Annotated in this window: 20 protein-coding genes; 8 read left to right on the forward strand and 12 right to left on the reverse strand. The window is 54.6% G+C overall.

What is annotated here, in order from left to right:
• Positions 1-61 precede the first annotated feature (61 nt).
• The 5 genes from QRN33_RS12875 to QRN33_RS12895 all read left to right on the forward strand — a co-directional run bounded on the left by QRN33_RS12875 (position 62) and on the right by QRN33_RS12895 (position 3,810).
• Positions 62-1,030 (forward strand): DUF932 domain-containing protein, encoded by a 969-nt coding sequence (locus QRN33_RS12875; protein ID WP_285408869.1) that lies wholly within the window; start codon positions 62-64, stop codon positions 1,028-1,030.
• Between the two features lie 78 nt (positions 1,031-1,108).
• Entirely contained in the window at positions 1,109-2,110 is a 1,002-nt protein-coding gene (locus QRN33_RS12880; protein ID WP_285408923.1) for a YqaJ viral recombinase family nuclease, read from the forward strand.
• 90 nt (positions 2,111-2,200) lie between these two features.
• On the forward strand, positions 2,201-3,100 hold the full coding sequence (locus tag QRN33_RS12885) for a recombination directionality factor (RefSeq protein WP_285408871.1): 900 nt from the start codon (positions 2,201-2,203) through the stop codon (positions 3,098-3,100).
• 28 nt (positions 3,101-3,128) lie between these two features.
• The gene (radC, locus tag QRN33_RS12890) at positions 3,129-3,626 is read left to right on the forward strand and encodes a RadC family protein (protein ID WP_285408873.1); all 498 of its coding nucleotides are present in this window, start codon (positions 3,129-3,131) and stop codon (positions 3,624-3,626) included.
• A 10-nt stretch (positions 3,627-3,636) separates the two neighbouring features.
• Positions 3,637-3,810 (forward strand): hypothetical protein, encoded by a 174-nt coding sequence (locus QRN33_RS12895; protein WP_285408875.1) that lies wholly within the window; start codon positions 3,637-3,639, stop codon positions 3,808-3,810.
• Positions 3,811-3,856: 46 nt separating this feature from the next.
• Here the strand turns inward: QRN33_RS12895 and QRN33_RS12900 are convergent, their stop codons facing one another.
• From QRN33_RS12900 to QRN33_RS12915, 4 genes are all read right to left on the reverse strand, one after another.
• The gene (locus QRN33_RS12900) at positions 3,857-6,682 is read right to left on the reverse strand and encodes a DEAD/DEAH box helicase (RefSeq protein WP_285408877.1); all 2,826 of its coding nucleotides are present in this window, start codon (positions 6,680-6,682) and stop codon (positions 3,857-3,859) included.
• A 1-nt stretch (position 6,683) separates the two neighbouring features.
• Complete coding sequence (locus QRN33_RS12905) at positions 6,684-8,471, reverse strand: site-specific DNA-methyltransferase (RefSeq protein ID WP_285408879.1); 1,788 nt, start codon at positions 8,469-8,471, stop codon at positions 6,684-6,686.
• Entirely contained in the window at positions 8,471-11,335 is a 2,865-nt protein-coding gene (locus QRN33_RS12910; protein WP_285408881.1) for an SNF2-related protein, read from the reverse strand. The genes QRN33_RS12905 and QRN33_RS12910 overlap by 1 nt, the downstream gene beginning before the upstream one ends.
• 130 nt (positions 11,336-11,465) lie before the next feature.
• Positions 11,466-12,350, reverse strand: a complete 885-nt coding sequence (locus tag QRN33_RS12915) for a helix-turn-helix transcriptional regulator (RefSeq protein WP_285408883.1) — start codon at positions 12,348-12,350, stop codon at positions 11,466-11,468.
• 263 nt (positions 12,351-12,613) lie between these two features.
• Here QRN33_RS12915 and QRN33_RS12920 point away from each other — a divergent pair, with 263 nt between their 5' ends.
• Together QRN33_RS12920 and QRN33_RS12925 are read left to right on the forward strand one after the other, a co-directional pair.
• Positions 12,614-15,142 carry an McrB family protein gene (locus tag QRN33_RS12920; RefSeq protein ID WP_285408885.1) on the forward strand — a complete coding sequence of 843 codons (2,529 nt, stop codon included), beginning with the start codon at positions 12,614-12,616 and terminating at the stop codon, positions 15,140-15,142.
• Between the two features lie 11 nt (positions 15,143-15,153).
• Positions 15,154-16,464 carry an McrC family protein gene (locus tag QRN33_RS12925; RefSeq protein ID WP_285408887.1) on the forward strand — a complete coding sequence of 437 codons (1,311 nt, stop codon included), beginning with the start codon at positions 15,154-15,156 and terminating at the stop codon, positions 16,462-16,464.
• A 205-nt stretch (positions 16,465-16,669) separates the two neighbouring features.
• On the opposite strand, the gene QRN33_RS12930 is transcribed toward QRN33_RS12925, so the two are convergent.
• Positions 16,670-17,659 carry a YagK/YfjJ domain-containing protein gene (locus QRN33_RS12930; RefSeq protein WP_285408889.1) on the reverse strand — a complete coding sequence of 330 codons (990 nt, stop codon included), beginning with the start codon at positions 17,657-17,659 and terminating at the stop codon, positions 16,670-16,672.
• A gap of 334 nt (positions 17,660-17,993) precedes the next feature.
• Entirely contained in the window at positions 17,994-18,224 is a 231-nt protein-coding gene (locus QRN33_RS12935; RefSeq protein WP_285408891.1) for a helix-turn-helix transcriptional regulator, read from the reverse strand.
• A gap of 548 nt (positions 18,225-18,772) precedes the next feature.
• Here QRN33_RS12935 and QRN33_RS12940 point away from each other — a divergent pair.
• The gene (locus QRN33_RS12940) at positions 18,773-19,624 is read left to right on the forward strand and encodes a hypothetical protein (RefSeq protein ID WP_285408893.1); all 852 of its coding nucleotides are present in this window, start codon (positions 18,773-18,775) and stop codon (positions 19,622-19,624) included.
• A gap of 866 nt (positions 19,625-20,490) precedes the next feature.
• On the opposite strand, the gene QRN33_RS12945 is transcribed toward QRN33_RS12940, so the two are convergent.
• The 6 genes from QRN33_RS12945 to QRN33_RS12970 all read right to left on the reverse strand — a co-directional run bounded on the left by QRN33_RS12945 (position 20,491) and on the right by QRN33_RS12970 (position 26,236).
• Complete coding sequence (locus QRN33_RS12945; protein ID WP_285408895.1) at positions 20,491-21,384, reverse strand: glycine betaine ABC transporter substrate-binding protein; 894 nt, start codon at positions 21,382-21,384, stop codon at positions 20,491-20,493.
• A gap of 42 nt (positions 21,385-21,426) precedes the next feature.
• Positions 21,427-22,095 (reverse strand): ABC transporter permease, encoded by a 669-nt coding sequence (locus QRN33_RS12950; RefSeq protein ID WP_285408896.1) that lies wholly within the window; start codon positions 22,093-22,095, stop codon positions 21,427-21,429.
• Between the two features lie 2 nt (positions 22,096-22,097).
• Complete coding sequence (locus tag QRN33_RS12955) at positions 22,098-23,096, reverse strand: ABC transporter ATP-binding protein (RefSeq protein ID WP_285408898.1); 999 nt, start codon at positions 23,094-23,096, stop codon at positions 22,098-22,100.
• The gene (locus QRN33_RS12960) at positions 23,093-23,782 is read right to left on the reverse strand and encodes an ABC transporter permease (RefSeq protein WP_116657733.1); all 690 of its coding nucleotides are present in this window, start codon (positions 23,780-23,782) and stop codon (positions 23,093-23,095) included. The genes QRN33_RS12955 and QRN33_RS12960 overlap by 4 nt, the downstream gene beginning before the upstream one ends.
• A gap of 323 nt (positions 23,783-24,105) precedes the next feature.
• Positions 24,106-25,101, reverse strand: coding sequence for a GlxA family transcriptional regulator (locus QRN33_RS12965; protein WP_285408900.1), 996 nt, complete (start codon positions 25,099-25,101; stop codon positions 24,106-24,108).
• Positions 25,102-25,261: 160 nt separating this feature from the next.
• The gene (locus QRN33_RS12970) at positions 25,262-26,236 is read right to left on the reverse strand and encodes a dienelactone hydrolase family protein (protein WP_285408902.1); all 975 of its coding nucleotides are present in this window, start codon (positions 26,234-26,236) and stop codon (positions 25,262-25,264) included.
• Positions 26,237-26,267 lie beyond the last annotated feature (31 nt).

Raw genomic sequence — 26,267 nt, forward strand, 5'->3', positions numbered from 1 at the left:
CGGACGGTGCTGCGCTGGGCGCGGCGCTTTATGCCGGTTTGCACCCAAAGGAATCTCAACCATGGCTCATCTCGTCGAAACTATGGCCTACGCTGGCGCTGCTCCGTGGCACGGCCTGGGCAATCAGCTCACGCAAAAACAACCCATCGAAGTCTGGCAACGCGAAGCCGGCATGGACTGGCAGATCCAGGAAAGCCCTGTGCATTTCAAATCGGACAGCATCGGCCCGCTGGGCGCTATCCACTCGTTTCCCGAGCAAAAGGTGCTGTTCCGTTCGGACACTAAGGCACCGCTGTCGGTGGTCTCCAACCGTTACCACACGGTGCAGCCTCGGGAAGTCTTAGAGTTTTACCGTGATCTGACCGAAGTATCTGGCTACGAGCTGGAAACCGCTGGAGTGCTGAAAGGCGGTCGCAAGTTCTGGGCGCTGGCGCGTACCGGTCAGGGTGCTGCGATCAAGGGTAACGACCAGGTGAACGGCTACTTGCTGCTGGCCACGTCCTGCGACGGCACGTTGGCCACCACGGCAACCCCGACCACGGTGCGCGTGGTATGCAACAACACCCTGACCATTGCCCTGGACGGCACCAGCCACGCTATCAAGGTGCCGCACAACACACGCTTTGATTCAACGATGGTTAAGAAGCAGCTTGGCATCGCCGTCTCGCAATGGGACGACTTTATGTACCGCATGCGCGCGCTAGCCGAACGCAAGGTGCAGTGGCATGAGGCGCTGGGCTTCTTTATGAACGTGCTATGCGAAACCAATCCAACCGGCGCGCTGCCAGAGGTGCTGCCCAACGAGCGCGCGCTGCGCAAGGTCCAGGAGCTGTACGAGGGGCGTGGGCGTGGCAGTCAGCTGGACTCGGCACGTGGCACCGCCTGGGGCCTGCTCAACTCCGTGACAGAGTTTGTCGATCACGAGCGCCGTGCCCGCAGCAACGAGTACCGCATGGACTCGGCCTGGTTCGGCCAGGGCGCGCAGATCAAACAACGTGCCCTGGATACCGCTCTACAACTGGTCGCCTGACCGCTTACTTACCCACCCCATAACGCCCGATCAGCCTGATTGCTGATCGGGCGTTTCTATTTTCGCAAGGTGAACGCTATGACAGCTACTCCGTTGAGCAGCACCAGCAAGCCGCGCCCGGCGCTGCGCTTGATCAGTACCAAGGAACTACCGCGTGAAGATTGGTTGGCGATACGTAAGCAGGGCATCGGCAGTTCGGATGCTGGTGCTGCGGTGGGCCTAAATCCCTACAAATCGCAGTTGGAACTGTGGATGGAGAAAACCGGGCGTGACACCACGTTACCGAAGGCAGATCCGCACGATGAAGAAAGCCCGATGTACTGGGGCAATGTGCTGGAACCAGTCGTGGCCTGGCATTACAGCAAGCGCACCAAGAACAAGGTGCGGCGCATCAACGCCGTGCTGCAACACCCTGATCCTAAGCTGCCGTGGATGCTGGCCAACATCGACCGCGAGGTGATCGGTGCTGACGATGTGCAGATTCTCGAATGCAAGACCGCCGGCATAAACGGCGCACGCCTCTGGAAAGAAGGCGTGCCCGAATATGTGCAACTGCAGGTAATGCATCAGCTCGCAGTCACCGGCAAGCAAGCTGCGGATGTGGCGGTATTGCTGGGTGGACAAACACTGGAGATTCACCGTATCGAACGGGACGAGCAGATGATTGCTCGCCTGATCGAGCTGGAGCGCAAGTTCTGGCAGTACGTCGAGACCGACACACCACCGCCTGCTGATGGCTCAGCCTCGGCTGAAATGGCACTGCGCGCACTCTACCCAGAGGACAACGGCCAGACCGTCGATTTCAGTGTCCGCGCCGGTTTGGCAGCGGCCTACCTGGAGCTCAAAGCTGTACGCCAGTACATCAGCGAGAAGGAAACGCGCGAAGCCCAGCTCAAGCAGTTGTTGCAGCAAGCCATGGGGGAAGCGACCCGAGCTGAGTTCAGCAACGGCTTTATCAGCTGGCGCAAAGCCAAAAACAGCATCGGTCTCGACGTGCCGCAACTGCTTAAGGAAAAGCCCCATCTGCAGGCCAAATACCCGCTGCTAAAAACCGGGGCGCGGCGCTTTCTGGTCGGCTGACTCTCACCAACTTCAACCACTCCCTCCCTTTGGCCAGTCCATGCAGTTCGTTCTGCGTGGCTGGCCTTTTCCATTTTCAGGAGAATCACCATGCTCAAAGGTTTGGCAATAACCCCGCCCGTATTGGGCAGAATTTCCATCGGCAAGGTCATCGAGAAGAACGGCAAACGCCTGCCGGAGAAAGATGATCAGTTCACCATTACTTCGCAGGTACAAGGGAGGGACGGTTGGCTACTGCACCCGTTCAATGAGGAACTGCGCAAAAGTCAGCAGGACAAACTGCGCAGCATCCCGGTGCGCCTGCTATTCAACGAGCCTGAGCTGAACTTCCGCGCTGACTACACGCTCTTTGACCGGCAGTCTGGCAGGCCACTTTGCGTCGGCAATGGCGAGACCTGCAAGCGTGTCACCCAGGACGGCATGCAGTCGTTGCCCTGCCCATCGCCGGATGCCTGCCCGCTGGCCAAAGGTGGCGCTTGCAAACCCTACGGTCGGCTGAACGTGCTGATCGGTGATGATGATCCGCTCGGCAGCTTCGTGTTCCGCACCACTGGATTTAACAGCATCCGCACACTGGCCGCTCGGCTGCATTACTTCCAGGCAATTTCCGGCAATCGGCTGGCATGCCTGCCGCTGGAATTACGCCTACGCGGAAAGTCGACTCGCCAGAGCCATGGTACGCCGATTTTCTATGTCGACCTGACTGTAAGCGGTGGCATGAACATGGCTGAGGCGCTGCAGGCTGCCAACAATCTCGATGAACAGCGGCTAAACACCGGCTTCGATCAGAACGCACTGGATGATGCAGCGCGACGTGGCTTTGCCAACGGTGCATTCGAGGACAGCGAAGAAGATAGAGGCGCTTTGATTGAAGAGTTCTTTACCGCTGAGAGCACTGAACCGCCTGCGTCCACACCAACCCTAGTCACCATCAACAAGGTCGGCTTGGCTGAGAAGATCGAAGCGCAGCATCAATCACTCAAGCACTAACCCCGCCTAACAGCCAACGGAGCTGAAGATGAGATTACACAAAATCAAAGCCAGCGAAACGGCTGGCGCGTATGAAGTTGAATCCCCTGTAACCGAAGACGACATTCTGCTGATGGCCAGGCAACTGGCCAATCTGCGTTTACGTCGTGGGCGTACCCTGACCTCACCCCAAGAGGTATTCAGCCACCTGCAAACACTTCTCGCCAAATACGAGCATGAGGTCTTTGCCTTACTCATGCTAGACAGCAAACACAAGGTGCTGGGCTTTCACGAACTGTTCAGAGGCACGCTGGATGGTGCCAGCGTTTACCCAAGAGAGGTGGTGAAGATTGCGCTGCAATACAACGCTGCAGCGATGATCCTGGTACACAACCATCCTTCCGGTGATCCCGAGCCCAGCGAGGCAGATCGTGTACTTACCCAAAAGTTAAAGGAGGCCTTGAGTCTTGTGGGGGTACGTACGCTCGACCACATCGTGGTTGGGCGTGAGGGTTGCAATTCAATGGCAGAACTTGGTGTTCTGTGAGGAAGCTCAAATGAAGCAACTACTGCGAACCATTGCGGCAGTAATCGTATTTGTCGGCATCCTTGCGGGCTGCTTTGCAGTGTTGCTGCTGGTGATTCTGATAGTGCGATTTCCGCCACTCATTCTGGTCGTGGTTGTGGCGTGTTGGATTTACAGAAAAGCACGCAATCCGGCTCATCTATGAGCAGCAAAAAAGGGTAGCCGAAGCTACCCTTTTTTGTGTGGCTTAACTATATCTGCAGAGCTACATCCAGCTCGTTAGATAGCTCATAGCGAGTCAAAAGCTCAGTATCTGCTTGGCGGGTGTATTTTGCGGCAAGACCTGCCAACGTAGAGTTTCCGACCACGTCCGTATGTGGCACCAATAAATAAGACCACGGCTTACCGCCAGTTTTCTTCGCATGGAACTCAGTGGCGATATGTGCCCAAAGCGCTGCGGTTTCTGCTTTGCGCAATACCACCGCATCATTAACTTCATCCGCGCGCTTGGTTTCAATAATTAAAATTCGGTCTTGCATTTCAACCACAAAATCCGGCTGATAAGGCAAGCCATCTGAGTCATACAGTTTGAATTGATTGGGGCCGGGTTTCATCCACAGCTTAACGCCGTTTTCTTTTTCTAAAATTTCGCTCAGTTTACGTTCCGTATCTGAATCAAACTTAGCCAGTGGATAACAGGACTTACTGAAACCGCTAAAAATATAACGCTTAATCTCGTTCAACTTTGGCGGTGCTTGGCGGAAGTCCAATGAATATTGGCTACCCGCATTCTCGAATGTTTGTGGACGCAAATCTTGGAAGGCAGCACTCACGGTAACGCGGTAATTGGTTTCCCCGCGCCACATATTTTTCTTCATATCCGCAAATATGGCATCGGCCATTTGCCGAGAGTGACCTTGCAGCACACTACGCAACTCTTCGAGCCTATCGTATTTGGCTTGATAGTGAGCAACCACTTGGCCAGCCAACTGGTAAAGCACTTCGGCGTGCGAATCGTAATCAATCTCTGAAAAGTCCATGAGCTTGGCAACGATATAGTTTTCTAGGCACTCTTGCTGCTCATCATGGGCATCACCGGTAATGGACTGCGTTTTCTCTGTGCGTAAGACCTGAATCAATAACTCGTTCGAGAGCGGTTGATGGTTCCAGTGCTTAAGATCCAGCGAGAACGGTTTAAAACCAAAAGACACATTTTGGGTCGGCGTGATGGTCAATGCTGGAATGGCAATAATCCGCTCGACGAACTGACTGCAAATCGACTTCACGATTGCTTCAATTTTCAGCGTTTCAACCGGAAATATCTCAGCTTGCGGTGTTTGCTCCGCTTGAATGGCCTGAACAATAGCGGCTTGCACTTCCGGCTTATTAATGTCCGCAAGGCTTCTTACTTGTTTAGCGGTCTGCTGAACCACAATCTGAAGAGTTTTCTCAGCCACCTCCACTTCTTGCGCAGTGTGCAAAATATAAGGTGCTGGCATCTCTGCCACGCCGACAGGGTTCGAGGATGCAGGAATTTGGTAGGCAGTGCTTTTTTCACTACCTGCTGCTTTCGGCAGCATGGATTGCACCAAGTGCTGCACGACATTTGGCGTAGTGACGACCTCAGGTTTCGTTGAGGTAACGTCACCGTCCTCACCAATAAACACTTGTTTGAGTTTCTTGGTAACACCGTTTTCCGTTTTAGCCAACTCAATCAGGTCATTGAAGCGGTCGTGGGCAATCACGGTGAGCTGATCGACTTCGGCTACTCCCGTGCGTTTGCCATAAGGTAAGCGCAGACCACGCCCCAAGGTTTGCTCGGTCAGAATATCGGAAGCTGAGGCACGCAATGGAACAATGGTGAACAGGTTAGTAACGTCCCAGCCTTCTTTGAGTTTGTTAACGTGAATAACGATGTCGGTATCGCCGCTTTTTTCGATGTTCAGCAAGCGCTGCGCATTCTCGTCACTCTCTTCCCCGGAAGTTTTTGAGTGAATCTCGATAACACGACCTTTGTAACGGCCACCGAAAAATCCGTCTGACTCCACAAATTGTTTTACCTCGGAGGCGTGCGTGGTGTCCTTGGTCACCACTAGCACAAACGGTCGCACTATCGGTTTATCGTAGTTTTTGGCGTAGGTTTCCAGCGCCACCTTGACATGCTCGTGGTAGTTAATTCCGTCCTCAAGCATGATGCGTTCCAGCGCATCGGCATCGACTGACTTCGGATTAAAGTTCGCCCGAGTACCAATGGCAGGTTCCTTCACATAACCGTCCTCCATCGCATCAGGCAGGTTGTAGCGGTAAACCACATTCTTAAATGGCTGGGGCTTACTGCCCGTAGTTTTCGGCGTCGCCGTTACCTCAAGGCCCATAATCGGTTGCAACTCGGCAATAGCTTTAAATCCAGCGCTACCGCGATAACGGTGCGCTTCATCCATCAGCAGAACCAAGTCCTCAAGCTCAGACAGGTACGAAAAATAGCTGTCGCCAATGTACTCCTGCAGGCGTTTGATACGAGGAGCAGCCCCGCCTCGTACCTCGGAGTTGATCTTCGAAATGTTGAAGATATTGATGATCACACTTTCGCGGCCAAATAGATCCGCGCCGCGCACACCACGACCTTCCTCATAGTTTTCAGCGTTAACGATCAAAGGCGGATTATGGGCAAAGGCTTCAATGCCCTTGAACACATATTTAGGGCTGCGCGGATCAAAATCGAACAGCAACTTTTCATAGATCGTCAGGTTTGGTGCCAGAATGAAGAAGTTCCGGCTCTTACCCATCATGTGCAAATAGCTAATGAATGCGCCCATTAAGCGGGTCTTGCCGACGCCGGTGGCAACGGAGAAACAAACCGATGGGAATTCGCGTTCGAAATCTGCAAAGTCCGCATCAGTGACCTCACTGAATGCCTGACGTACCTGCTCCCTAGCGGCCTCTACATCAGTGCCCTTTTTCGGATCAATGAGTCCTACGATGGTATCGAGGCGCCGAAGCGCCTCTGCCTGAGGCTTACGTAACGAGAGGCGCTGACAAATTTGGGCAACTACACGATCCTTGTTTAGTTCAGTCATCTCAGTTTTCCTCAGTACCGTCGAACAGGTTAGCCTGTGCTACCGATGCCTTATTTTTTCTAGGTTTAGCCGCCGTGATTTCGACTATTTCAGACTCTTCATCTTGCACAGGCAAGGCCGCGATTTTTAAGGAGTAATCGTCCTTACCCCACTCGCAACGATCCAGCACCACACGAGGGATTTTCTTGATGGTCAGGTTCATCTGGTTATCGCCTGCGGCCTCATAAGCCCTGCAGCAAACCAGCAGACTGCGCTCTTCCCCCACGTCATCAGACAGGGCCTTTAGCTGATCAAAGGTCAAACTGTTGGTAGTCACATAGATAAAGGCGTTTTCAGTGGCCTTGCCGTGCATCCAATAATGTTCGGCGGATGGCGCGTAGGTGTAATTGAAATGCTTGCACATGGCCTCGGCCAGCATTTCCGGCTTGTAATCCTTATTGATAACCAGATTGCCCCAATTATCTTTTTGCAAAAGCGAAGGGCCGAGCTTGAGGAAGCGATAGCCACCACCGCCCTTCCAGTTCATAGCCTCGGTCACGCCCCCTTTATCGGTGCCGTCGATAACCTTCTGCATGCGCGGTACAACATGCGTTATGGCGTGCTCTCCGAGCTCAACCATGATCCAGCGGCGACCCATTTTGTGGGCGACAGCACCGGTCGTGCCGGACCCACCAAATGAATCAAGAACTAAATCTCCAACCTCACTGCTTAGTTCAATACAGCGCTTGATTAAGGCCTCTGGCTTTTTGCCCTTTGGAAACTCTACGCTGCCCTCGTTATGCAAGTTATTGGATAAAATGTCGTCCCAAATCGAAGTTAATGGCTCTCCCGACTCCCATTTACCATCGATAAATTTGAGTTTATCCCTGTAGAAAAGAATTTTCTGCCCACCAATGAAATACATATCGGAGAGACTCCCCCCCCTCTCTAAAAGAAGAACAGTATCGGGTTGACCTCTCGATTGATCGATTAACTTTCTTGCCTCCGCACTAACTGCATTGTAATCAGGTCGTGCCGGCTGAATGACGCTATCTGCATTCTCATGAACGAAATCGGTAATAGATTTCTCGAATTCATCACCTAAAGCTTTTTTAATGCCTTTTTCGGGTAGACCGCAGTGTTCAGAAAATGCCTTCATTAAAGTGGTGAAGTGCCACTGGGAGTGATGATCCTGACGATTTACAATAAACTTATTATAACGTGTGTCTCGCCCGTCCGCACGCTTTACAAACAGGCGATTTGGTTTCCAAGATGACTTTTGGCGTGCGTAAATCAGGATAAAATTTGAAGTACTAACTACGCCCGGATTTATAGCTTTGTGACCAGTCGCGGATCCTTGTTTGAAAGCGACGATCGAAATACGGTTACTACGTCCAAAAATTTCGTCGCAAATTACGGTTAGATATGCGAGTTCGTTATCATCGATATGAACGAACAATGAGCCATCATTACTAAGAAGGTTACGCAAAATTTCTAACCGCTCCCTCATGAGAGAGAGCCACAACGAATGTTCAATGCCATCGTCGTAATTTGGAAATGCTTGCTGAGTATTGAAAGGTGGGTCGATGTAAATGCACTTCACCTTGCCGCGCACATTGGGGTCTGTCTCCAGCGCTTTTAGCGCCAGCAGATTATCCCCATGGATCAGCATATTGTCGAAATAATCACCCTCACGCCGAGTTTCGGCGTGATAGGAAAACTCTGGATCTTCAATCAGTATGCGCGGCTCGAGGCGCGGACGCTTATCTTTGCCAATCCATGTCAGTTCAAGTTTGGTTTTACCGGCCATTAGATCAGGCTCCATCGAATCGTAAACAGGTGATCCACCTGTGGTGTCAAGTTAAGTTGTTCGGCAATGGCATCTAACATGGCGTCGCGCTCATTATCGATCTCACGCAGGCGGGTATAGAGTTGATGTTGTAGCTCATCCACTTGGCGCTTTAAGGCTTTTGCCTCATGCTGCAGCTCCAGCTTGGCTGCCAGATTAGCGGTTGCACGGGCGAGTTTGTTCTTTTCATTAGCCTGCTTAGTCAGCTCTTTGATTTGCTGGTCGTAGGCCACGCGGGCGTCATTACGCCACGCATCAAGGCGATCTTCTTCTTCGTTGAGAAACTCGCCCAAACGTTCTTGGGCATGGCCGACAAGGGCCGTTTGCCGCGCCTCAGTAACACCCACCAATTCTACCTCAGGAGCCTGCCCCGTCGGGGCGCCAAGCTCTCGGGTAGGAATATGCAGCAAGCGTTCAGCGGTACTCGAGTCAAGCGTCCTGCCGTCATCGGTGAATGCTACGCAGATCAGCTCATCCCAGGTACGGGCGGGGGTTTGTAGCGTTAGGCGTGAAAGACGCATCCAACCTGATTGACCACTCAAGCTGGCCACGTCCCCCAAATTGCCAGCGTAGGCGTTGTAGTCAAACTCAAGCGCGGCAATGGGGGTTGATCGCGCTTTCGCTCGCATAACCAGCTGGTCCGCCAGGCCTCCATCGCTTAGGCGGAAGAACCGCCAGCCATTATCCTCGGCCTCAGGCCACTCGGTAGACCAGGTGTTGCCTTGATAATCAAAGCGTTCGGCATGGTCTGGATGGAAACGGGCCTCGGGCAGTTCAGCGCGGGCAAGGGTCAGCAGCGCCCTACGAAAGTCGCCGAGGGCGGCATGCACACCCTCTTTACGGCTCATCAGCCGCTCAATCACCTTTTCGTCCATCTCAGCCAAGATTTTGTTGCGTGCATCCTGTTTGGCCGCATCAATCTCGACACTGAATTCTTCTTGCAAGCGATCGAAGGCCTCATTGACCTCGTCGTTCGAACGGCAGGTCTGGACGATCTCCAGAATGCGCCGTTCGATATCTACACCAGACTCAATGGCACCCAACACTTCATCAGATGAGCCAAAAACGCCCTCGAAGAGCTTGAACTTCTGCTCTAAGAGCTGGTGAATGCGTTCCTCCGCCTGGTTCTTGCGATTGAGGAAGTTGATCACGGTGACGTCGATCTTTTGCCCGTAGCGGTGGCAACGGCCAATGCGCTGTTCAACCCGCTGGGGATTCCAGGGCAAGTCATAGTTGATCAGCAGCGAGCAGAACTGCAGGTTGATACCCTCGGCACCGGACTCCGTGGAAATGAGGATGGAACGGTCATGTTTGAAAGCATCGACAATGGCCGCTTTCATATCGGCAGTTTTAGAGCCTGATACGACCTCAGTGCCTTTATTTTTGGCAAGCCAGGCTTTGTAGAGGACTGAGCTGTCTTTATCAGTGTTTGAGCCGTTTAGTACTACGGTTTGACCGGCAAAGCCGTTTAGCTCGAGTAGATCACGCAAGTAGGCTTGGGTGCGCACGGATTCAGTAAATACCACAGCCTTGCGCTGACCGCCTTTGCCTTTAATCTCAGCCATAACGATGGGCAAGCACTCCAAGAGCGCTCGCCCTTTGGCGTTGTCGTTAATCGAGGTGGCGATATCCCGGTAATGCGTCAACTCGGTGATCTCGGCCTGCAGTTTTTTCGGATCAATCTCATCAAGATCATCATACGTATGGTCTTCGACAGCATCCGCTTCGGTTGCGGCGAGAGAACCTGCATCACGCCAATCTTCTGCGTCTTCAGCGAAGCCATCGAGATCATCCAGGGTATCGTCATCAACGATTAGCTTGGCTTGCAGGCGGTTGACCATCTTGTCCAAGGTTTTGGCAATGGCAAATGAGGATGAACCCAGGATCTTACGCAGGGACAAGGTCACCAGGTGACGGCCATTTCTACCCAGGGCAAGGGTGTCTGGGTTTTGCAGGTACGCCGATACTGACTCGTACAGGTCCACCTCAAGCTTGCTGGGGGTAAAGTCAAAGGTTTTCGGCAAGCGGTTGGTGTAGTTAATCAATCCGGCCTTTTGGACCTGACGGCGCAAGGTGCGTTTGCAGATGGGCTCCAAACGATGCTGCAGCAAGGTCATAGCGGCAAGATTGCTCTTACCGCCGAACTCGGCCTTAAAGGCCTGCTCAGAACCAAAGTAAGCCTCATCAATGATCGTAACGAGGCCATAGAGCTCCATCAGGTTGTTCTGCAACGGCGTTGCCGTCAGCAAAAGTTTCTGACACCCCTGTAAGGCATCGCGCAGGACTGCTGCTCGGGAGTTGTTAGCAGCCTTAAAGACGTTACGCAGCTTGTGCGCCTCATCAAACACGACCAGATCCCAAGCAACCTTTTGCAGCTGATGGGCGATACGAGCGGCATATTCGTAAGAAACAATGATGATGCCTTCTTTACGACCAATCGGATTGGCTTGCCCGCTGGCCGCTAGATCTTTAAGGCGTTTGGCATCAAGGATGACCGAGGGCAGTGAGAACTTTTCACGGAGCTCCGTGGCCCATTGCTTGCGAAGAGAGGCCGGCACAATCAACAGCAGGTTTCGGCGCTGCTCCCACCAACGCTGGCTGAGCACTAACGCCGCCTCGATGGTTTTGCCAAGCCCTACCTCATCGGCCAGCAGCACGCCCTTGGATAAGGGCGAACGCAAGGCAAACATAGCCGCATCAACTTGATGTGGGTTCAGGTCCACACGTGCCGAAGACAAGGACTGGGTCAAAGACTCGTCGGCACCGATACCTTCACGCGTTAAGAAGTGAGCAAAATACTTGGCTTGGTACGGGCTGTAGATCATTGGAAAAATAACCCTTTTAAATTGAGGCCGTCCTGCAATGGCAGGCTAAGAGAACCTAACAACCTTACCCCTGCCATAAGAAGCAACGGAGCCAAGGGTGATTTATCACTGTTTGTGTGTAATTACTTGCTCACCTAGCACGGTAACCTGGAGCCAGCAACGCCGTTTCAACCCCATAGAGCAATAGAGGGTCTTTCAACCAAAGCCGGTATTCCGGATCACTCAGCCGATGATCCGGCGAGCAGTCGACGCTCCATTTTCGCAGTACATAACCGGCGGTGGCGCCGCGCAGACGTAGACGCAATACCCCGCCGTTCATGCCGTAGTCCATCTCGGTGATGTCCGGATGCGGTTGATCCGGGTGAGGCACCAGATCGACCTCCAGGATCCGACTCCACTGGACATCCTGCTCCGGACGCTCGTGTTCAGCGACAGGATACTCCATCAGCAGTTTTGGTCGCCTGATGCGGGTGATCACAAAGTCCCGAAATGCACCGCGCTTGCGGTCGTAGCCACGCACATGCCAACGCAGACCCGTATCAATAAGGGCAAATGGAACAATTTCTCTCTGGGTCTTGCCGCTAGCCAGGGAGTAGTACTCTACTCGCAGAGGGCAGCGATGATAGATAGCGCGCGTCACCATACCCAGCGTGTCCATATCAAGCTGGGTAAGCCGCCCAGACGTCACGCAGGAGATCCCCGGTGCACTGTTTGCCGGCTCGCCATCCCCAAACCCCTCTGCCAACCAGGCCAGTACCCGGTCAGCAGAGAAGGTGAAGATCGGCCGAAACTCGTTGGTCGGCGTGTAGATTTTGCTGCTGCGGTCATACGCCAGGTTGTTGCCTGCCAGCTCACGATAAGTAGCAAGATCGCGAGTGGCGGCAGCCGTTTGAATACCGAAACGCTCAATCAAGTCGTGCCGACCAATCTTCCCAACGAATCGCAGACGTAACTCCAGATAGGCCAAGCGGTCGCGTTGGGCTTGTGTTAGCTGCGATAGAGCTTCAGTGGTCATGATTGGGCTAGTCGTGGCGAAAGCGAGAACAGCATAAATTGCGATCACAACAGCCGCAATTAAAAATCATTAAAGCATCATTTACAGATCTTTTTGATTCGTAATAGCCTAGAGCAATCTTCGAGCAACACGCTCCTCGACTCACCACCAGGGAGGGATAGCAACATGTGGCTATTTACCAATTTCAGCTTCTTTTCGGTCGCGCGAAAAGGCTCGAGCGATGACTTGATCATTCGCAGTCGTACACGTAAGGCGAGAACACGATGAGTAGCATCCCAAAGGAATACGCCCTGTGGGATGAGTTCCTAACGGTCTGGCCCGCCTCCAGACTGTCCACTATGACGCTGGACGAGTACAGCCAAGCTGGTTCGAAGGACAGCTTCACCTTCTGGATTGAATCGCGGCTCGACGAACTTGGCAGTATCTGGGGCGGTTCGTCGTTCAAATTCGGCGTGTACTCGCGCAAAGACATCGAAGACAAGAGCTCCGACGTAAAACTGTCTTACTCGACAACGCACGGCTGGTACTCATCGCTGGGCACATCGGCGGAAGCCGCCTTCGAAAAAGTCCGCGGCTTCGTAGCGCAGGTATCGGTCTGGGCCGCCAAGGGGGATCTGGACGCCATTGAGGCCTTCGAGCATTTAGGTGAGGCCTTCAAGTGGAAGATCGCTTTTCACTACCAAAATCGGCAGGCGCCCATGATCGTGGACATTTTCAAACGGGCGCCACTGGCGATGTTCGTTGGCGGCACCGCCAGCCAGAACATGGCCTCGCTGCAGGAAATGACACTAGCCAAACGTCCTGAAGGCATTGGGATCCTGGAGTTCGGGCGCCAGGTATGGGAGGCATGGAGTCAGAAGAATCTGGCAATCTGGAAGCTATCACACGGGCTAAACGACTTTTCCCCCAAAGAACGCAAGCAGTACCTACTGGAAGAATTAGGCGTGATGCACAGTGATACCGCTAAGGGTCAGGGCGAGAGTTTCCAGGAAGCGCCAATCGGCAGCCTATTCTACTTGTGCCACGGTAATGAAAGTCTTCCTCTGGTCGGCCAGTTCATCTCTGATCCGGCCCCCTGCGCCAAGGGTGAAGGCTGGCTTCAGCGCCGCTATAGAGTATTGAAGCGGAGCATCAAGCTCGGTGGCTACCAAGGCGGCCAGAAAGGCTGGACGCCCAACTACCGCTCGACCTTCAAGCAAGTGCCTGCTCACGACCTGCCGGAGTTCGAGAGCACTTTGCTCAAGCCGTTCTTCGGCACAGATTTAGCCGAATTGGCAGCATTGGCTGGTGACCCCATCGAAGATGTTATCAGCCCCTCCGCAACTCAGTCATTGCCTCCAATTTCTCAGGTACAGCATGTGGCCAGCAAACCCGTCGCAATCTGCTCCAACCGCATTTACTACGGGCCGCCTGGCACTGGAAAAACCTACACACTGATGCAGTTGCTAAAGCGCGACTATCAGGAGCAGGTAACCTCGATCAGCAAAGAGGAATGGCGCAGCCAGATTATTGCTGAAAAGATTGCTGCTCTGACCTGGTGGGAAGGTGCTGCCGCCGCACTATATGACCTGGGAGGCAAAGCCAAAGTACCCGAACTGGCTGGACATCCATTCATTCAAGCCATCGCAGATGCTAAAGGGCGCACCAGCGGCATAAAGCAGACCCTCTGGGGCACCCTTCAACACCACACCATCATTGAGTCGACAACTGTCAACACGAGGCTCCGACTTGGATCAGCCATTTTTGAAAAGTCAGCGAACTCGGTGTGGCAGTTTGCGGGCGATTGGCAAGAGGCGTGCTCGGATCTATTTGCACTTGTCGATAAGCTCAATCAAGGGCCAGAGGCTAGCGACTCCGTTCAGCGCTACAGCTTCATTACCTTCCACCAATCCTACGGCTATGAAGAATTTGTTGAGGGCTTGCGGCCAGTTTTGGCCGACGAAGCCAAAGAAGACGATGCCGAAGCAAGTCAGGTGGCCTACATAATCAAGGACGGAGCCTTCAAGGAGCTCTGCCGCCGGGCACGTAACACACCAGACAAGCGTTTTGCGATGGTCATTGATGAGATCAACCGAGGCAATATCAGCAAGATATTTGGTGAGCTGATCATGCTGATTGAAGCCGATAAGCGCGACCAACTTGATGGTACTCCACCTCTGGCTGAGGTCATCCTTGCATACTCCGGAAAACCATTTTCAGTTCCCGCCAACGTGGACATCATCGGCACAATGAACACAGCTGATCGCTCGCTGGCATTACTAGATACAGCTCTTCGTCGCCGATTCGACTTCGTACCACTGCTGCCCGACACCCGTGCAGAGAAAGAGCCTAGCGAACCCCACAGTGCCCCCCTGGCTGGACTTTTAGTTCCCACCGACGCCGGCGACATCGACGTGCGCTTGATGCTGGAGCGCATTAATGAACGTATTGAGGCGTTGTACGACCGAGACCACTGCATCGGCCACGCGTATTTCACTCCACTGATCGACGTAACCGACGAGGCTGCCCGATTCAATAAACTGGCCGAAATATTCAAGAACCGCATCATCCCTTTGCTGGAAGAATACTTCTTCGAGGATTGGCGCAAGATTCGGCTAGCGCTTGGCGACAACCAGAAACCTGAAGCGGCCCAATTCATTACGGAAAGCGATTCGCACGAGCAGGATCTAAGCACCCTTTTCGGCAACGATCATGGTCTTGACAGCTACGCCACCAAGCGTCGTTACCAAGCGCAGCCCTCGGCATATAGCGAGCCTGCCGCCTATCTAGGCATTTACTCAGCCTCAACCTGACAGGTAACGAAATGGCGGGCATAACGATCTTTGAGTTCGACACTCTGGCGGCTTTCCCATCCAACTCGCCCGATATACTCGGGCTGCGCAAGGTCTCTGCCGAAGTTTTTGCCTGGCTGGAGGCCCAAGCATTACGCAGCACCGAAGCAGGTGAAGCGGCCTGGCTGCGCCTTACCCAAAGGCACGGCCGAAAGGCCATTCAGGTGAAAAGCTTTGTTGGAGTCATACGCTGCCCCAACGGTTTCCAGATTGAAGTGCTGCCCAAGTTAGGCAAAGCGAATGGCGCAGACGATGCACGGCATCTACTAATCGAGATGCTGCGTTGCTTAGGCTGCTTCCGCCACATTCAGACCAGCAGCGCCCAATTGCTCGCCCGCCGCATGCCTCTTTTGGAGGTGTTTATCGGCGAGTTCCTGCGAGCAGTGGATCACACCGTAAAGCGCGGCCTACGCAGCGATTACCTTGCGCAACAAGACAACCTGTTTGCGCTACGCGGCAAGCTAAACATGGCACAACACCTACGCCTCAACCTATGCCGCCGTGACCGGTTCTATACCGAGTTCGATGAGTTTTCCCTCAACCGACCGGAAAACCGCCTACTGCACGCAGCCCTCAGACGCGCATTGACATGGACTGCCTCACAGGCAAACCAGCAACTGGCACGGGAGCTGTGTTTCGTGTTCGCTGACGTACCTACATCTGACCAAAGCAATACGGATTTTGCGCGAGTACGGCCAGATCGCGGCATGGCGCATTACGATGCAGCATTGGCCTGGGCGCGCCTGATTCTTCAAGACGAGTCACCGCTCACTGGCACGGGACAAAATCACGCACCGTCACTGCTCTTCCCGATGGAGGCGGTCTTTGAAGCCTTTGTCGCCAAACACCTTGCCCGACAACTCAACTCAGGCTTCGACCTGCGCCTTCAAACACGCAGCCTAAGGCTTGTCCGGCATAAGGAGCAGGACTGGTTTCAACTCAAGCCTGACCTACTGGTACAGGCAGCCAAAACCAACCGCTTGGTACTCGACACCAAGTGGAAGCTGATCGACGCAAAGAAAGCCAATAGCAAGGAAAAGTACGGACTAGATCAAAGCGACTTCTACCAATTGCAAGCGTACGGCCAGAACTATCTCGACGGAGACGGCGATGTGATCCTGATCTATCCAAAGACAGAAACCTTCAGCCAGCCCTTGGCAATATTTGGCCTTCCCAAGTCACCTGGCCTGCGCTTGTGGGTACTGCCATTTTGCCTAGACACCAAGCAAATGCTATTACCGCCTTGCGACAGCCTCGCCTCGTTTTTCTCACAAGACACCTAAATAGCCAATGCTCATACCACTGGGAGAGGCGCACTCAATCATCAACCGCTACCTTTTAAGCTGCTGTCTGGCCTCACGTCAGCAGCAGAGCTTAAACCATCGGTCGACCAGGGCTCCACAGGCACCATGCTAGCACCTTGCGCGCTGGCAACCCTTCGGATCACCAGCGCGAACTTGAGCCATCAACCTCAACCTACCTGAGGAGTTACGCTCGCCCGGGAATGGACCGATTAGTCATGCCGGAAACCTTCCTTACCAGCCCCTTACGCAAGCAACGAGCGCCTACTGGCTTGAGCCGCAAATGTTGATCATTCTTGACCAGGTAACGCATGGCGTAATGCACGTTACCCCGCGCGCTCAGGTCACGCCTGTGGATCAGGCCAATCCCCAGCCTGTCTTGATGTTTATCTTTTTCGAGGTTGCAGTTGTTGAAGCAGCCCTGACCACGGGTGATGCGCTGCCACAGCTCTCCGATCCGCTGTGCCCTGTAGATGTCGGCACTCACTTCAGCGCCGTTGAAGAAGAAAGCAGCATGAATGTGATACCCACGATCCTCGCCTTGTTCAACACTGCAGATGTAGCCGGTTTCATGATCGAAAATCAGGTTACGTTCACGCTCAGCAATCAACCGGTTCAGGTCGTCGAATACGTGCTCCACACGCAACCTAGCTTGGGCCTCAGTTCGGTAATACAGATCAATCCTGACCACGCAGGTACGGGCATAGCGATCAAGCACGGCATCAACGTAGCGGCCGATCTCGATCTCTTGCTGAATCGCCTGGTAGCGATGGTCGTGTTCCCTACGTTTGAATCTCTTTTGGGTGAGGAGAGTTCGGATGCTCTTGGTCAGCTCGTTCAGCGCCTCGCTGATGCTCAGATAGCGCGTTTCACTCTCGTTCAAGCAGGTAATGCCAAAGGGACTGCGCTCAACCCCAATGGCCTGGCAGGCTTCCTGAAAAAGGCTTAATTGCCAGCTGTGCTGGTACTCCGCATCACAATCGAACAGCGCGACCATCTGCACGATCCCATCAAAGTATTTTGACAGCCTAGCTTCACTGACCTGCTCATCACCATGCTTTGAGTATGTGATTCGGAAGGCTTGGCTATCTGTATGCTGAATGGAGTTTATGAGGCGCTCAATCCGGATAGCGGTATCGGATTGAGATCGAACGGTGCTGGTGTTTCGCTTGGTCATGGTTGTGTACCTGATTGGGGGGTCGCATACCAGGTACGTGTTTTGTATTTTTTAACTGATGACCCAACCCATAGGCCGGGTAATAGAGCCCGTGTTGCCATTAGAGCTCAGGCTATTGTGTTGTTATAAATTGATAGCGTAGAGCTATATAACTAGATCCCGATCCAAGCCCCAGCGGCCATCCCAGGCTGGCCAAGCAATGGGGTGCAACATTGCCGAGCCTGCCGAGAGATTCACCGAGTTTCCTCCTGGGAGAGTTAGCTGAGAGCGCTGGGCTTTCCAGCGGCATAAATGCCATGACCAGCCTTAGCCGGTCATGGCGCAGATGGTCATTTTAGCTAGCCACGCTTAGGTGCTTGGTCGGGCGCAACGCAATCCCGTCAGCCAAGTCCCGCTCCTCGATCCTTGCCAGGATCCAGTCATGCACTTCGCTGTCGACCCAGCCGACGCAGCGGTCGCCCAGTGACACCGGTTTCGGGAAGGTGCCTTCCGCGATGTATTTGTAGATGGTCGACCGGGCAAGGCCTGTCGAGTCTATGACTTCTTTCAGACGGATGATCCTCATGAACGGGGCTCCTCGTAATCGTTCAGAGGATTGGCAGAGCCGGTAAAAAAACATTGAAGAACTGATCCGCAGGCTCCGCAGGCGCTCCTACGGTGCACCTTCAAGCTGTGTACGTACATACGTACAGCGCTCTGGTCCCGAGCGCTGACTCAGACCCTAGCCCACCTTGTGACTACCCGACCTCACTCAGAAACCGCCCGGACTCACGCCACGCCCAGCAGAACATCCGGCTTGAGTTTGTACATCAGATTAGTTTCCCCCAGATGCACTTTCGCCCGCCTGAGCGTGGCTAGCAAAGCCATGCTTCCTGTAGCGGCGTCCCGTCCTGAGCTCTCCTATTGCACAAGGGAAAGCTAAAAAAGACTCTGTAGCCTGCAATAACCTCAACAAACCCCAATGAAATCTGGTGATAACTAGACAATATTATTCTAGAATCGCTGTAGAATACTTATATAAATCAACAAGAATCTATCTAGAACACCATAGAATCAATGTAGAATTATCTAGATTTTGCCCCCATAGCCGCCCCTAGATCCGGATGAGATGACATGGAAATCAACAATCGCACACGCAATAAGGATGCGGACAGGCTGAGCGAGCTACTCCAAGAGCCTCATCAAAACCATCGCCACGACATCTGGTTGTGGCTGTTCCTCTATTACTACAAAGAGGCCAGGCTTGATCTCAGAACCTGCAACGGCCTCACCATGCGTGACGAGATAGCCAGGGCCCTGAGGAGCCAGAGGTTCTTCCAGTCCCGCATACCTAGACAGAAGGACCTATTCCTACTTCCAAACGAAAAGCTGGACTGGATCGAAGAGAATGAACGGCAGCACCGGTGGCTGATCCGCGAGATCGAACAGATGACTAACCTGCGCCTGCATCGCGACCTAGTCCACCTCACTGGCAGGGATCGCCTCATCGCCATGGTCGACCTTTGGGATGTCGATATTGCTGAGAAGGCATCCCAGATCGATGACCTTCACCGTGACTGGCGTAGGCACAAGTCGAAGGACATCGAGTTCGAGTGGTTTGCCGATAAAAAGGAGAGCGAAAGGCGCTGTGTTTGCGCCTGGGAATGGCTTGAGAAGAAGCATCTGTCCCCGCTATCCAGGCAAGCGCCAATCAGCAACCACCAAGAGCTGCTGATGTTCTTCGACCAGGCTGATATAGGCCGTTACGAACGGGCGGCGATGATTCGAGAGATCAAGAAGCGATGGAGCCGTAAGCAGTTCGACGAACGCGCCGCAGACAAGAAGCAGGTCAACGTCATGCTCTCGAAAGCAGTGATCGCTCAGCTTGATGCGCTAGCTGAGACGCGTGGCGTCAAACGCGCTCAAATCATTGAGAACCTGGTGAGGATGGAGGCTGAGTCTGGCTTATACCTCGCCGATGTTTGAATACAGCTCCACCGGCAGAGACCACGAGATCAGCCACAAGGAGCGCCACGGCCCCCTGAGCTCAAATCCAGTCACTGGGCATTCCAAAATGTATTCCAATCAAATATCAAACCGAATTTTTCACATATATTTCAACAAGATAGCTAATCATTTCAGATTACCCCGGCTCTAAAGACGTTCACGGACGTCTATTTTTGTGCCTAGAATCCAGTAAATACGGGGGAGTTTAGGGCCATTGAGCTCCGCAGCGCCTCATACAGATCCATTTCGAAAGGTATTCCCAGCCCGTGGCCGGGAAAGTTTTGACTACACAAATTGCGATGGAATGCCTAGGGCAGCTCAAGTCAGATGCCTTTCAGACGTGAAAATTCAAAGCCGCAAGCCCAAGGACTTGCTCCGCACGACGTCAGGCTCCAATCCGAATCATATTTGAGGTTTTGACAGCGTGGATTGGCTGATCCTCACTCAAACTTCAACAACCCAATGGTTCACGGAGCGGCTATGACTTGGGAGCTGAGGCACGATCCAGAAGAGTACGTCTCAATCATCGCGGAAGTTTTCTATGACCCAGCCCGCCGCAAGAATGGTGTTCGACCAGCCAGCGGAGAGTCTTTTGCCCAGAACATGAAGATAGAGTGTTCTAGAGAAATCCGGGGCTATCCGGTAGGCACGAAGGTGCGCTTGAGGGTTGTGGAGACCAAAAAGGAGGACAGTCGGCCTTTCTTGTACAGCAGCTATAAGTGGGCACATGAGCTCGTCTAGCTGGTATCACTGGCCGGGCGGAATCCACTTTGATATTCACAGTTTGGCTAGATCCGTCCCGGACAACCTATAGCGAGATCATAGCTTCCCGCCACCGCCGCCAACTAAAGCAAACCGCTTTGTTGCAGAAACGCTTTAGCCACCCCCTCAATAGCCTCCCGCCCCACATCAACCCGCGAATTCAGCCCCGCAATCGTCCCGTCATCCAGCTTGGAAGAAAGCGCATTCAGCAACTCCCCAATCTTCGGATTCGCCTCAAGCACCTCTGTCCGAACAACCGGCGTCAACGCATAACCAGGAAAGAACCCCTTATCATCCTTCAACACCACAAACCCAAAAGCCGGAATCCGCCCATCCGTCGACAGCACCAACGCCAAATCAACCTGACCATCCCTAAGCGCCTGATACGTCAACCCACCATCCATCCGCACAATATTCTTCCGCTCGAATTCAAACCCGTACTCCTCCTGAAGAGGACGCAGTCCATCAGGACGTGAGAAGAACTCGGCATTCGACGCAAACTTGTACGATTCGCCCGCTTCGATGTTTTTTGCCAGATCGCTGATCGAGACGACGCCATCCTTTTCGGCGTCGACTTTGCGCATCGCTAGTGCGTAGGTGTTGTTGGCTTTGGAAGGGTTGAGCCAGGTGATGCCCTTTTGCGCATCGAGTTCGCTGATCTTTTTGTAGGTTTCCTCTGCGCTGAGTTTTTCGGTGACTTTGTTGTAAGTAATCAGGGAGGTGCCGGTGTATTCCCAATACACATCGACCTGGCCGTTCTCTTGTGCAGCGCGGAGTACCGATGAACCCAGGTCCGCGCGTTTATCGACCTTGTAGCCGTTGGCGCGCAGCAGTTGTGTGGTCATTTCGGCGACCAATTGTTGTTCGGTAAATTTCTTGCCGCCGACGACAATTTTGGTATCGGCAGTAGCGTTGCCGACAACACCGGCAACGAGACTAAGGCTGAAGATCAGACTGGCCAGGATTCGATAAATCATCGTGCACCTCATGTTATTGATTTAGGTGAAGGGTGTTCGGATTCATTGGCGTCCGGTCATGCGCAAGCCTCGGGAGACTGCAACGGTTTGAATCAAGCCGCAGCCCAGATCAACGGCGATTGCCAGGAGCGCGGTCGATACGGCGCCGGCGAGCATCATGCCGAAGTCGTTCAGGTCGATTCCGGTGAAGATCAACTCGCCCAGTCCGCCGCCGCCGACCAGGAAGGCCAGCGGTGCGGTGCCGACGTTGATCGCCAGTGCGGTGCGGATGCCGGCGAATATCACGTTCAATGCATTGGGAATTTCGACTTTCCACAGCGTTTCCCGTGGTGTCATGCCCATGGCTTCGGCTGCTTCGACCAAGTGCTGCGGCACCGCGCGCAAGCCTTCGTAGGTGTTGACCGCGACGGGGAGCAAGGTCGCGACAAACAAGCCGATGATGGCCGCGCCGCTGCCAACGCCGATCAAGCTCATGGCCAAGGCCAACAGTGCGAGCTTGGGAATTGCCTGCCCTACGTTCAGCACCTGCATGCTGGCCATGGCATAACGCTGGTTCGCCGGGCGGCTCATCCACACACCCAACGGAAGCGCAATGGCGATAGCCAACACGCCGCTGACGGCGACGATCTGCAAGTGCTGGACGGTCAGGTAGCTGATGTCACCCCAGTAGAACTGCAGTCCCTGCCAAAATCGGTTGAGTAAGTCGGCCATGGTCAGTGCACCGCCGGAGTGATGTTTTCAACCAGTCGCGCGAGGATGTCAGCCTGGTGCACATAGCCGACAAAGCGCCCGTCGCTGTCGTTGCAAAGCGCCCAGTCCTGGCCGCGACCGAGCAGTTGGGAGAGCACCTGGCGCAGGTCATCGCCCGGTTTGACGATGAGGTGCGAGTCCGCCGCGATGCCGCTGTTGCTGCCGACGATCTGCATGTGTTCGCGCGGCGCGATCTTGCTGACGACGTCCGCCGCGCGCAGCAGGCGCAAGCGTTTCATGATCCGATCACCGCCCATGAAGTTCGCCACGAAGTCGCTATTGGGCCGGGCCAGCAGATCATCCGAGCTGCCGAACTGCTGGATTTTGCCGTTGTGGAACAGGGCTACGCAGTCGGCCATCTTCACCGCTTCGTCGATGTCGTGGCTGACGAACAACACGGTCTTGTTGACGAGGCGCTGGATGCGCATGAACTCGTCCTGGATCACTTCGCGGTTGATCGGGTCGATGGCGCCGAAGGGCTCGTCCATCAGCATCACCGGCGGATCCGCAGCCAGCGCCCGCGCTACGCCGATGCGCTGCTGTTGCCCACCGGACAGCTCACAGGGATAGCGCTTGAGAAACTTCGCCGGATCCAGCGCGACCACTTCCAGCAACTCGGCGGCGCGTTTACGGCTTTTGCTCTTGTCCCAGCCCAACAGATTGGGCACGACGCAGATGTTTTCCTCGACGGTCATATTCGGGAACAGGCCGACTTGCTGGATCACATAGCCGATGGAGCGTTTGAGGGTGACGCTGTCCAGTTCGGAGGTGTCGCGACCATTGATTTTGATCGTGCCGGACGTCGGCATGATCAGTCGGTTGATCATTTTCAGCGTCGTGGTTTTGCCACAGCCGGACGGCCCGAGCAGTACGCAGATCTGTCCCTCTTCGACATTGAATGAGACATCTTCTACCGCCGTGACAGCGCCGAATTGCTTGTTCAGGTTCTCGATCTGGATCACGTCGTCGCTTCCTTCATTCGGCCGGTGGCCAGTTTGTTCTTGTTCAAGCCGTTGGGCGTCAGCAGGCGCTGCAAGCCGTACAGCGCATAATCGGCGGCGATGGCGATGACGCTGATGACGATCGCACCGGCCAGAAGCTGTCGAGTATCCGATTGCGCGATGCCGCGAATGATCAGGCTGCCGAGGCCGCCGGCGCCAATGTAAGCGGCGATGGCTGCGATGCCGATGTTGATGACGGTGGCCATCCTCACGCCGGCCATGATCAGCGGCACCGCAATCGGCAGCTCAACCTTGCGCAGTCGTTGCCCGGTCGACATACCCATGCCGATGGCGGCTTCACGCAAGGCGGGGTCGATGTTGGCGATCGCCGTGGTGGTGTTGCGGATGATCGGCAACTGGGAGTAGAGAAACAGCGCAATGACCGCCGGCACCACGCCGATGCCGTAGCCGATCTGCGAGAGCGCCGGAATCATCAGCCCGAACAGCGCGGCGGAGGGAATGGTCATCAGAACCGCGGCGAAGGCAAGGACCCAACGGCGTGTTCTGGGGTGCTGGGAGATGAAGATCCCCACGGGCACGCCGGTCAGAATTGCCAGCCCCACCGCTACCGCCACGATGAACAGGTGCTGGCCGAGTAGCAGACCGATCAGCCCAGCGTTTTCCAGAATGAAACTCAAGGTTTCCATGAGGGTTGTGCCTTCTGTACGTCATTGTTGTTTTTATCGGTCGCGCATCTGGAGTGAACGCCGTGTCTGGACGAAACAGTACCGCGCCGGTGCAAGCACTCTGAGCTTGGAGTTCGACGATTTCTATCAAAAAATCGACGTGACGCAACCAGCTCGCATGAAGTGCAACGCTTTGCAGTGATGGCAGATCGCTGTAGGCGCGGTCGTCAAATGAACAGGCTCGCCGGAGTTCTTCGCTTGGCGGGCCAAGTCATTAGCTAGCTATGGGATTTTGCGGAGTGAGTGGTCCGGAGGTTTTATGGTGAATGTTCCGTGTAAAGGAATCAGGAGTGAGCATCATCAAATTTCCGCCGCTCTTCTCCGGGCGTACAGCCCCAGACACGACGGTATGCAGCACCCAGATGGGATGCCGAAACGAACCCGCAGCTGTAGGCAATCGACGCAATGGGCTGGGTACTTTCACGCAGCAACCGCCGTGCTTCGTTCAACCGCAGCTCCAGATAGAACTTCTTCGGCGTCATGCCAAAGTGCTGATGCCACAGACGTTCGAGTTGCCGATGGGAGAGATTGCAGCGGTCGGCAATTTCTTCGATGCCAACGATGTTCTCCAGATTGTTTTCCATGAACGCGATGGCGGCGGTCAGCCGGCGATCGTGGATGCCGAACCGCCACTGGATCGACATTCGCTGATGCTCTTCCGGCGCACGTATCCGGGCGTGCAGAAATTGCTCGGCGACACTCGCCGCGAGCTGATTACCGAAATCGAGCGCGATCTGCGCCAGCATCAGGTCAATCGCCGCCGTACCTCCGGCACAGGTCCAGCGGTTGTCATGGTTGACGTAGAGCTCTCGGGTGACTTCGATCGTCGGGAATTCTTCGGAGAACTGACCGATGGATTCCCAGTGCAAGGTACAGCGCTTGCCCTCCAGTAAACCGGCACGGGCGAGGATGAAAGTGCCGGTGCTCAGCGCTCCTACGGTAATCCCGCGCGAGGCGGCACGCTGGAGGAAACGCAGGATTTTCGGTGGTTTCTGATGCTCGATGTCCAGGCTCGCCAGAACGAACACGCGATCCAGTTCCGGCGCCTGATCAACCGGCACAGTGTGGATTTCGATGCCGCTGCTGGAGCTGACCGGTCCGCCCGTTTCAGTCAGCAGAGTCCACTCATAAAGCGGTTTGCCGGACAGCCGATTGGCCGCACGCAGCGGCTCACTGGCACCCGCCAGCGCCATCATGGAGAACTGCGGGAGAATGAGCAGCCCGATTCGCTTGGTCGTACAGTTATTCACAGACGTCGCTGAATCGATGGGGGCTGTCATCGCCAGATCCTTTCATGGGGCCAGCCGTTCGAGCGAACGGCTTTCGACCCGCATGTTAGGGGCTGGGCACGCATTCAGCCAGACAGGACAAGCCCCGCGAGGCTGGGGAATCGCTGCGAGACCTCGATATCCGAGGTCTCGCAGGAGAATGGCGAGCGGATCAGGCCCGCGCGCGGATGGCTTCGTCGATGCTCTGGATCATCGATTTGAACACCGGGTGGTCGGCCTGATTCTGCTGACCATGCTGCATCTTCGAAATGATCAACGCGTGCGGGCCGGCATCGCCCGGATAGTTTTGATGCAGACGCACGGACTCCGACGGCATGTGCAGAGTGTTATCGGCGCCATGGATGATCAGCGCGGGCGGGAAGCCTTTTGCGCCTTCGATGGCTTGCTCCGGGTCATATTGCACGTAGGACTTGTAGGATTTCGCCGTCACGTGGGTGCAGCCCGGCCAACGATCCGCGCCGCCGGCTTCGGTGTAGCCACCCAGTTGTTGGTCGACATAGGCCTGGGTTTCAGGATCCAGTGGGTAGTAACCGAGTCGGGTCTCATCGGTGCCGGTGTCGAACGGCGGGATCGGCGCGTCATCGGCGAGTTGCGCGATGGCCGCATCCGCTGCCGCCGGATCTGCGCGCAAGGCCTGCAGTTTGCGGATGTTGGTATAGCTCATCGGCACCCAGAAGCGGATCTGTTCGGCGCCGGCCGCGGCGAGTTCAGCCACCGCTCCAAGGCTTGCCACCGAGCCCATCGCCCACGATGCGACTACCGGCATCTCACCGAAATTTTCCCGCGCCCACGCAACGGCCCCCAACACTTCATCTTTCTGGTCTTCGAGTATGACGTTGGTGATGACTTTATCGCCGGACTCGATGGTGTTACGGATGTGCTTGTTGGAAAAGAAGCCTGCCACGTCGTACGTCATGACCCGATAACCAAGGGCCGCCAGGGCGCGACCGAACAGTTGGCCGTACATCGTGACTCCGCCGGTGAAGCCGGAGTTGAAAATTACCGGTGGCAGTTTTTGCGACGCAGCATCGCGTTGTTCCGGCTGAAATACCGTGCCTTTGAGGCTGAGTGTTTCATCGCCGTAGTTGACGCTGAAGGTGATGTCTCTTGTTGTAATGTTCGTCATTTCTGAGTGATCTCGAAGTGAGAGGTGTGGG

Source organism: Pseudomonas sp. FR229a, assembly GCF_030209115.1.
Lineage (GTDB): Bacteria > Pseudomonadota > Gammaproteobacteria > Pseudomonadales > Pseudomonadaceae > Aquipseudomonas > Aquipseudomonas moraviensis_A.

What these genes read in the sequence shown, in the direction of transcription:
- QRN33_RS12875 (WP_285408869.1), top strand. Translation starts at nt 62, where the DNA reads ATGGCTCATCTCGTCGAAACTATGGCCTACGCTGGCGCTGCTCCGTGG.
- QRN33_RS12880 (WP_285408923.1), top strand. Translation starts at nt 1,109, where the DNA reads ATGACAGCTACTCCGTTGAGCAGCACCAGCAAGCCGCGCCCGGCGCTG.
- QRN33_RS12885 (WP_285408871.1), top strand. Translation starts at nt 2,201, where the DNA reads ATGCTCAAAGGTTTGGCAATAACCCCGCCCGTATTGGGCAGAATTTCC.
- radC (WP_285408873.1), top strand. Translation starts at nt 3,129, where the DNA reads ATGAGATTACACAAAATCAAAGCCAGCGAAACGGCTGGCGCGTATGAA.
- QRN33_RS12895 (WP_285408875.1), top strand. Translation starts at nt 3,637, where the DNA reads ATGAAGCAACTACTGCGAACCATTGCGGCAGTAATCGTATTTGTCGGC.
- QRN33_RS12900 (WP_285408877.1), bottom strand. Translation starts at nt 6,682, where the DNA reads ATGACTGAACTAAACAAGGATCGTGTAGTTGCCCAAATTTGTCAGCGC.
- QRN33_RS12905 (WP_285408879.1), bottom strand. Translation starts at nt 8,471, where the DNA reads ATGGCCGGTAAAACCAAACTTGAACTGACATGGATTGGCAAAGATAAG.
- QRN33_RS12910 (WP_285408881.1), bottom strand. Translation starts at nt 11,335, where the DNA reads ATGATCTACAGCCCGTACCAAGCCAAGTATTTTGCTCACTTCTTAACG.
- QRN33_RS12915 (WP_285408883.1), bottom strand. Translation starts at nt 12,350, where the DNA reads ATGACCACTGAAGCTCTATCGCAGCTAACACAAGCCCAACGCGACCGC.
- QRN33_RS12920 (WP_285408885.1), top strand. Translation starts at nt 12,614, where the DNA reads ATGAGTAGCATCCCAAAGGAATACGCCCTGTGGGATGAGTTCCTAACG.
- QRN33_RS12925 (WP_285408887.1), top strand. Translation starts at nt 15,154, where the DNA reads ATGGCGGGCATAACGATCTTTGAGTTCGACACTCTGGCGGCTTTCCCA.
- QRN33_RS12930 (WP_285408889.1), bottom strand. Translation starts at nt 17,659, where the DNA reads ATGACCAAGCGAAACACCAGCACCGTTCGATCTCAATCCGATACCGCT.
- QRN33_RS12935 (WP_285408891.1), bottom strand. Translation starts at nt 18,224, where the DNA reads ATGAGGATCATCCGTCTGAAAGAAGTCATAGACTCGACAGGCCTTGCC.
- QRN33_RS12940 (WP_285408893.1), top strand. Translation starts at nt 18,773, where the DNA reads ATGGAAATCAACAATCGCACACGCAATAAGGATGCGGACAGGCTGAGC.
- QRN33_RS12945 (WP_285408895.1), bottom strand. Translation starts at nt 21,384, where the DNA reads ATGATTTATCGAATCCTGGCCAGTCTGATCTTCAGCCTTAGTCTCGTT.
- QRN33_RS12950 (WP_285408896.1), bottom strand. Translation starts at nt 22,095, where the DNA reads ATGGCCGACTTACTCAACCGATTTTGGCAGGGACTGCAGTTCTACTGG.
- QRN33_RS12960 (WP_116657733.1), bottom strand. Translation starts at nt 23,782, where the DNA reads ATGGAAACCTTGAGTTTCATTCTGGAAAACGCTGGGCTGATCGGTCTG.
- QRN33_RS12965 (WP_285408900.1), bottom strand. Translation starts at nt 25,101, where the DNA reads ATGACAGCCCCCATCGATTCAGCGACGTCTGTGAATAACTGTACGACC.
- QRN33_RS12970 (WP_285408902.1), bottom strand. Translation starts at nt 26,236, where the DNA reads ATGACGAACATTACAACAAGAGACATCACCTTCAGCGTCAACTACGGC.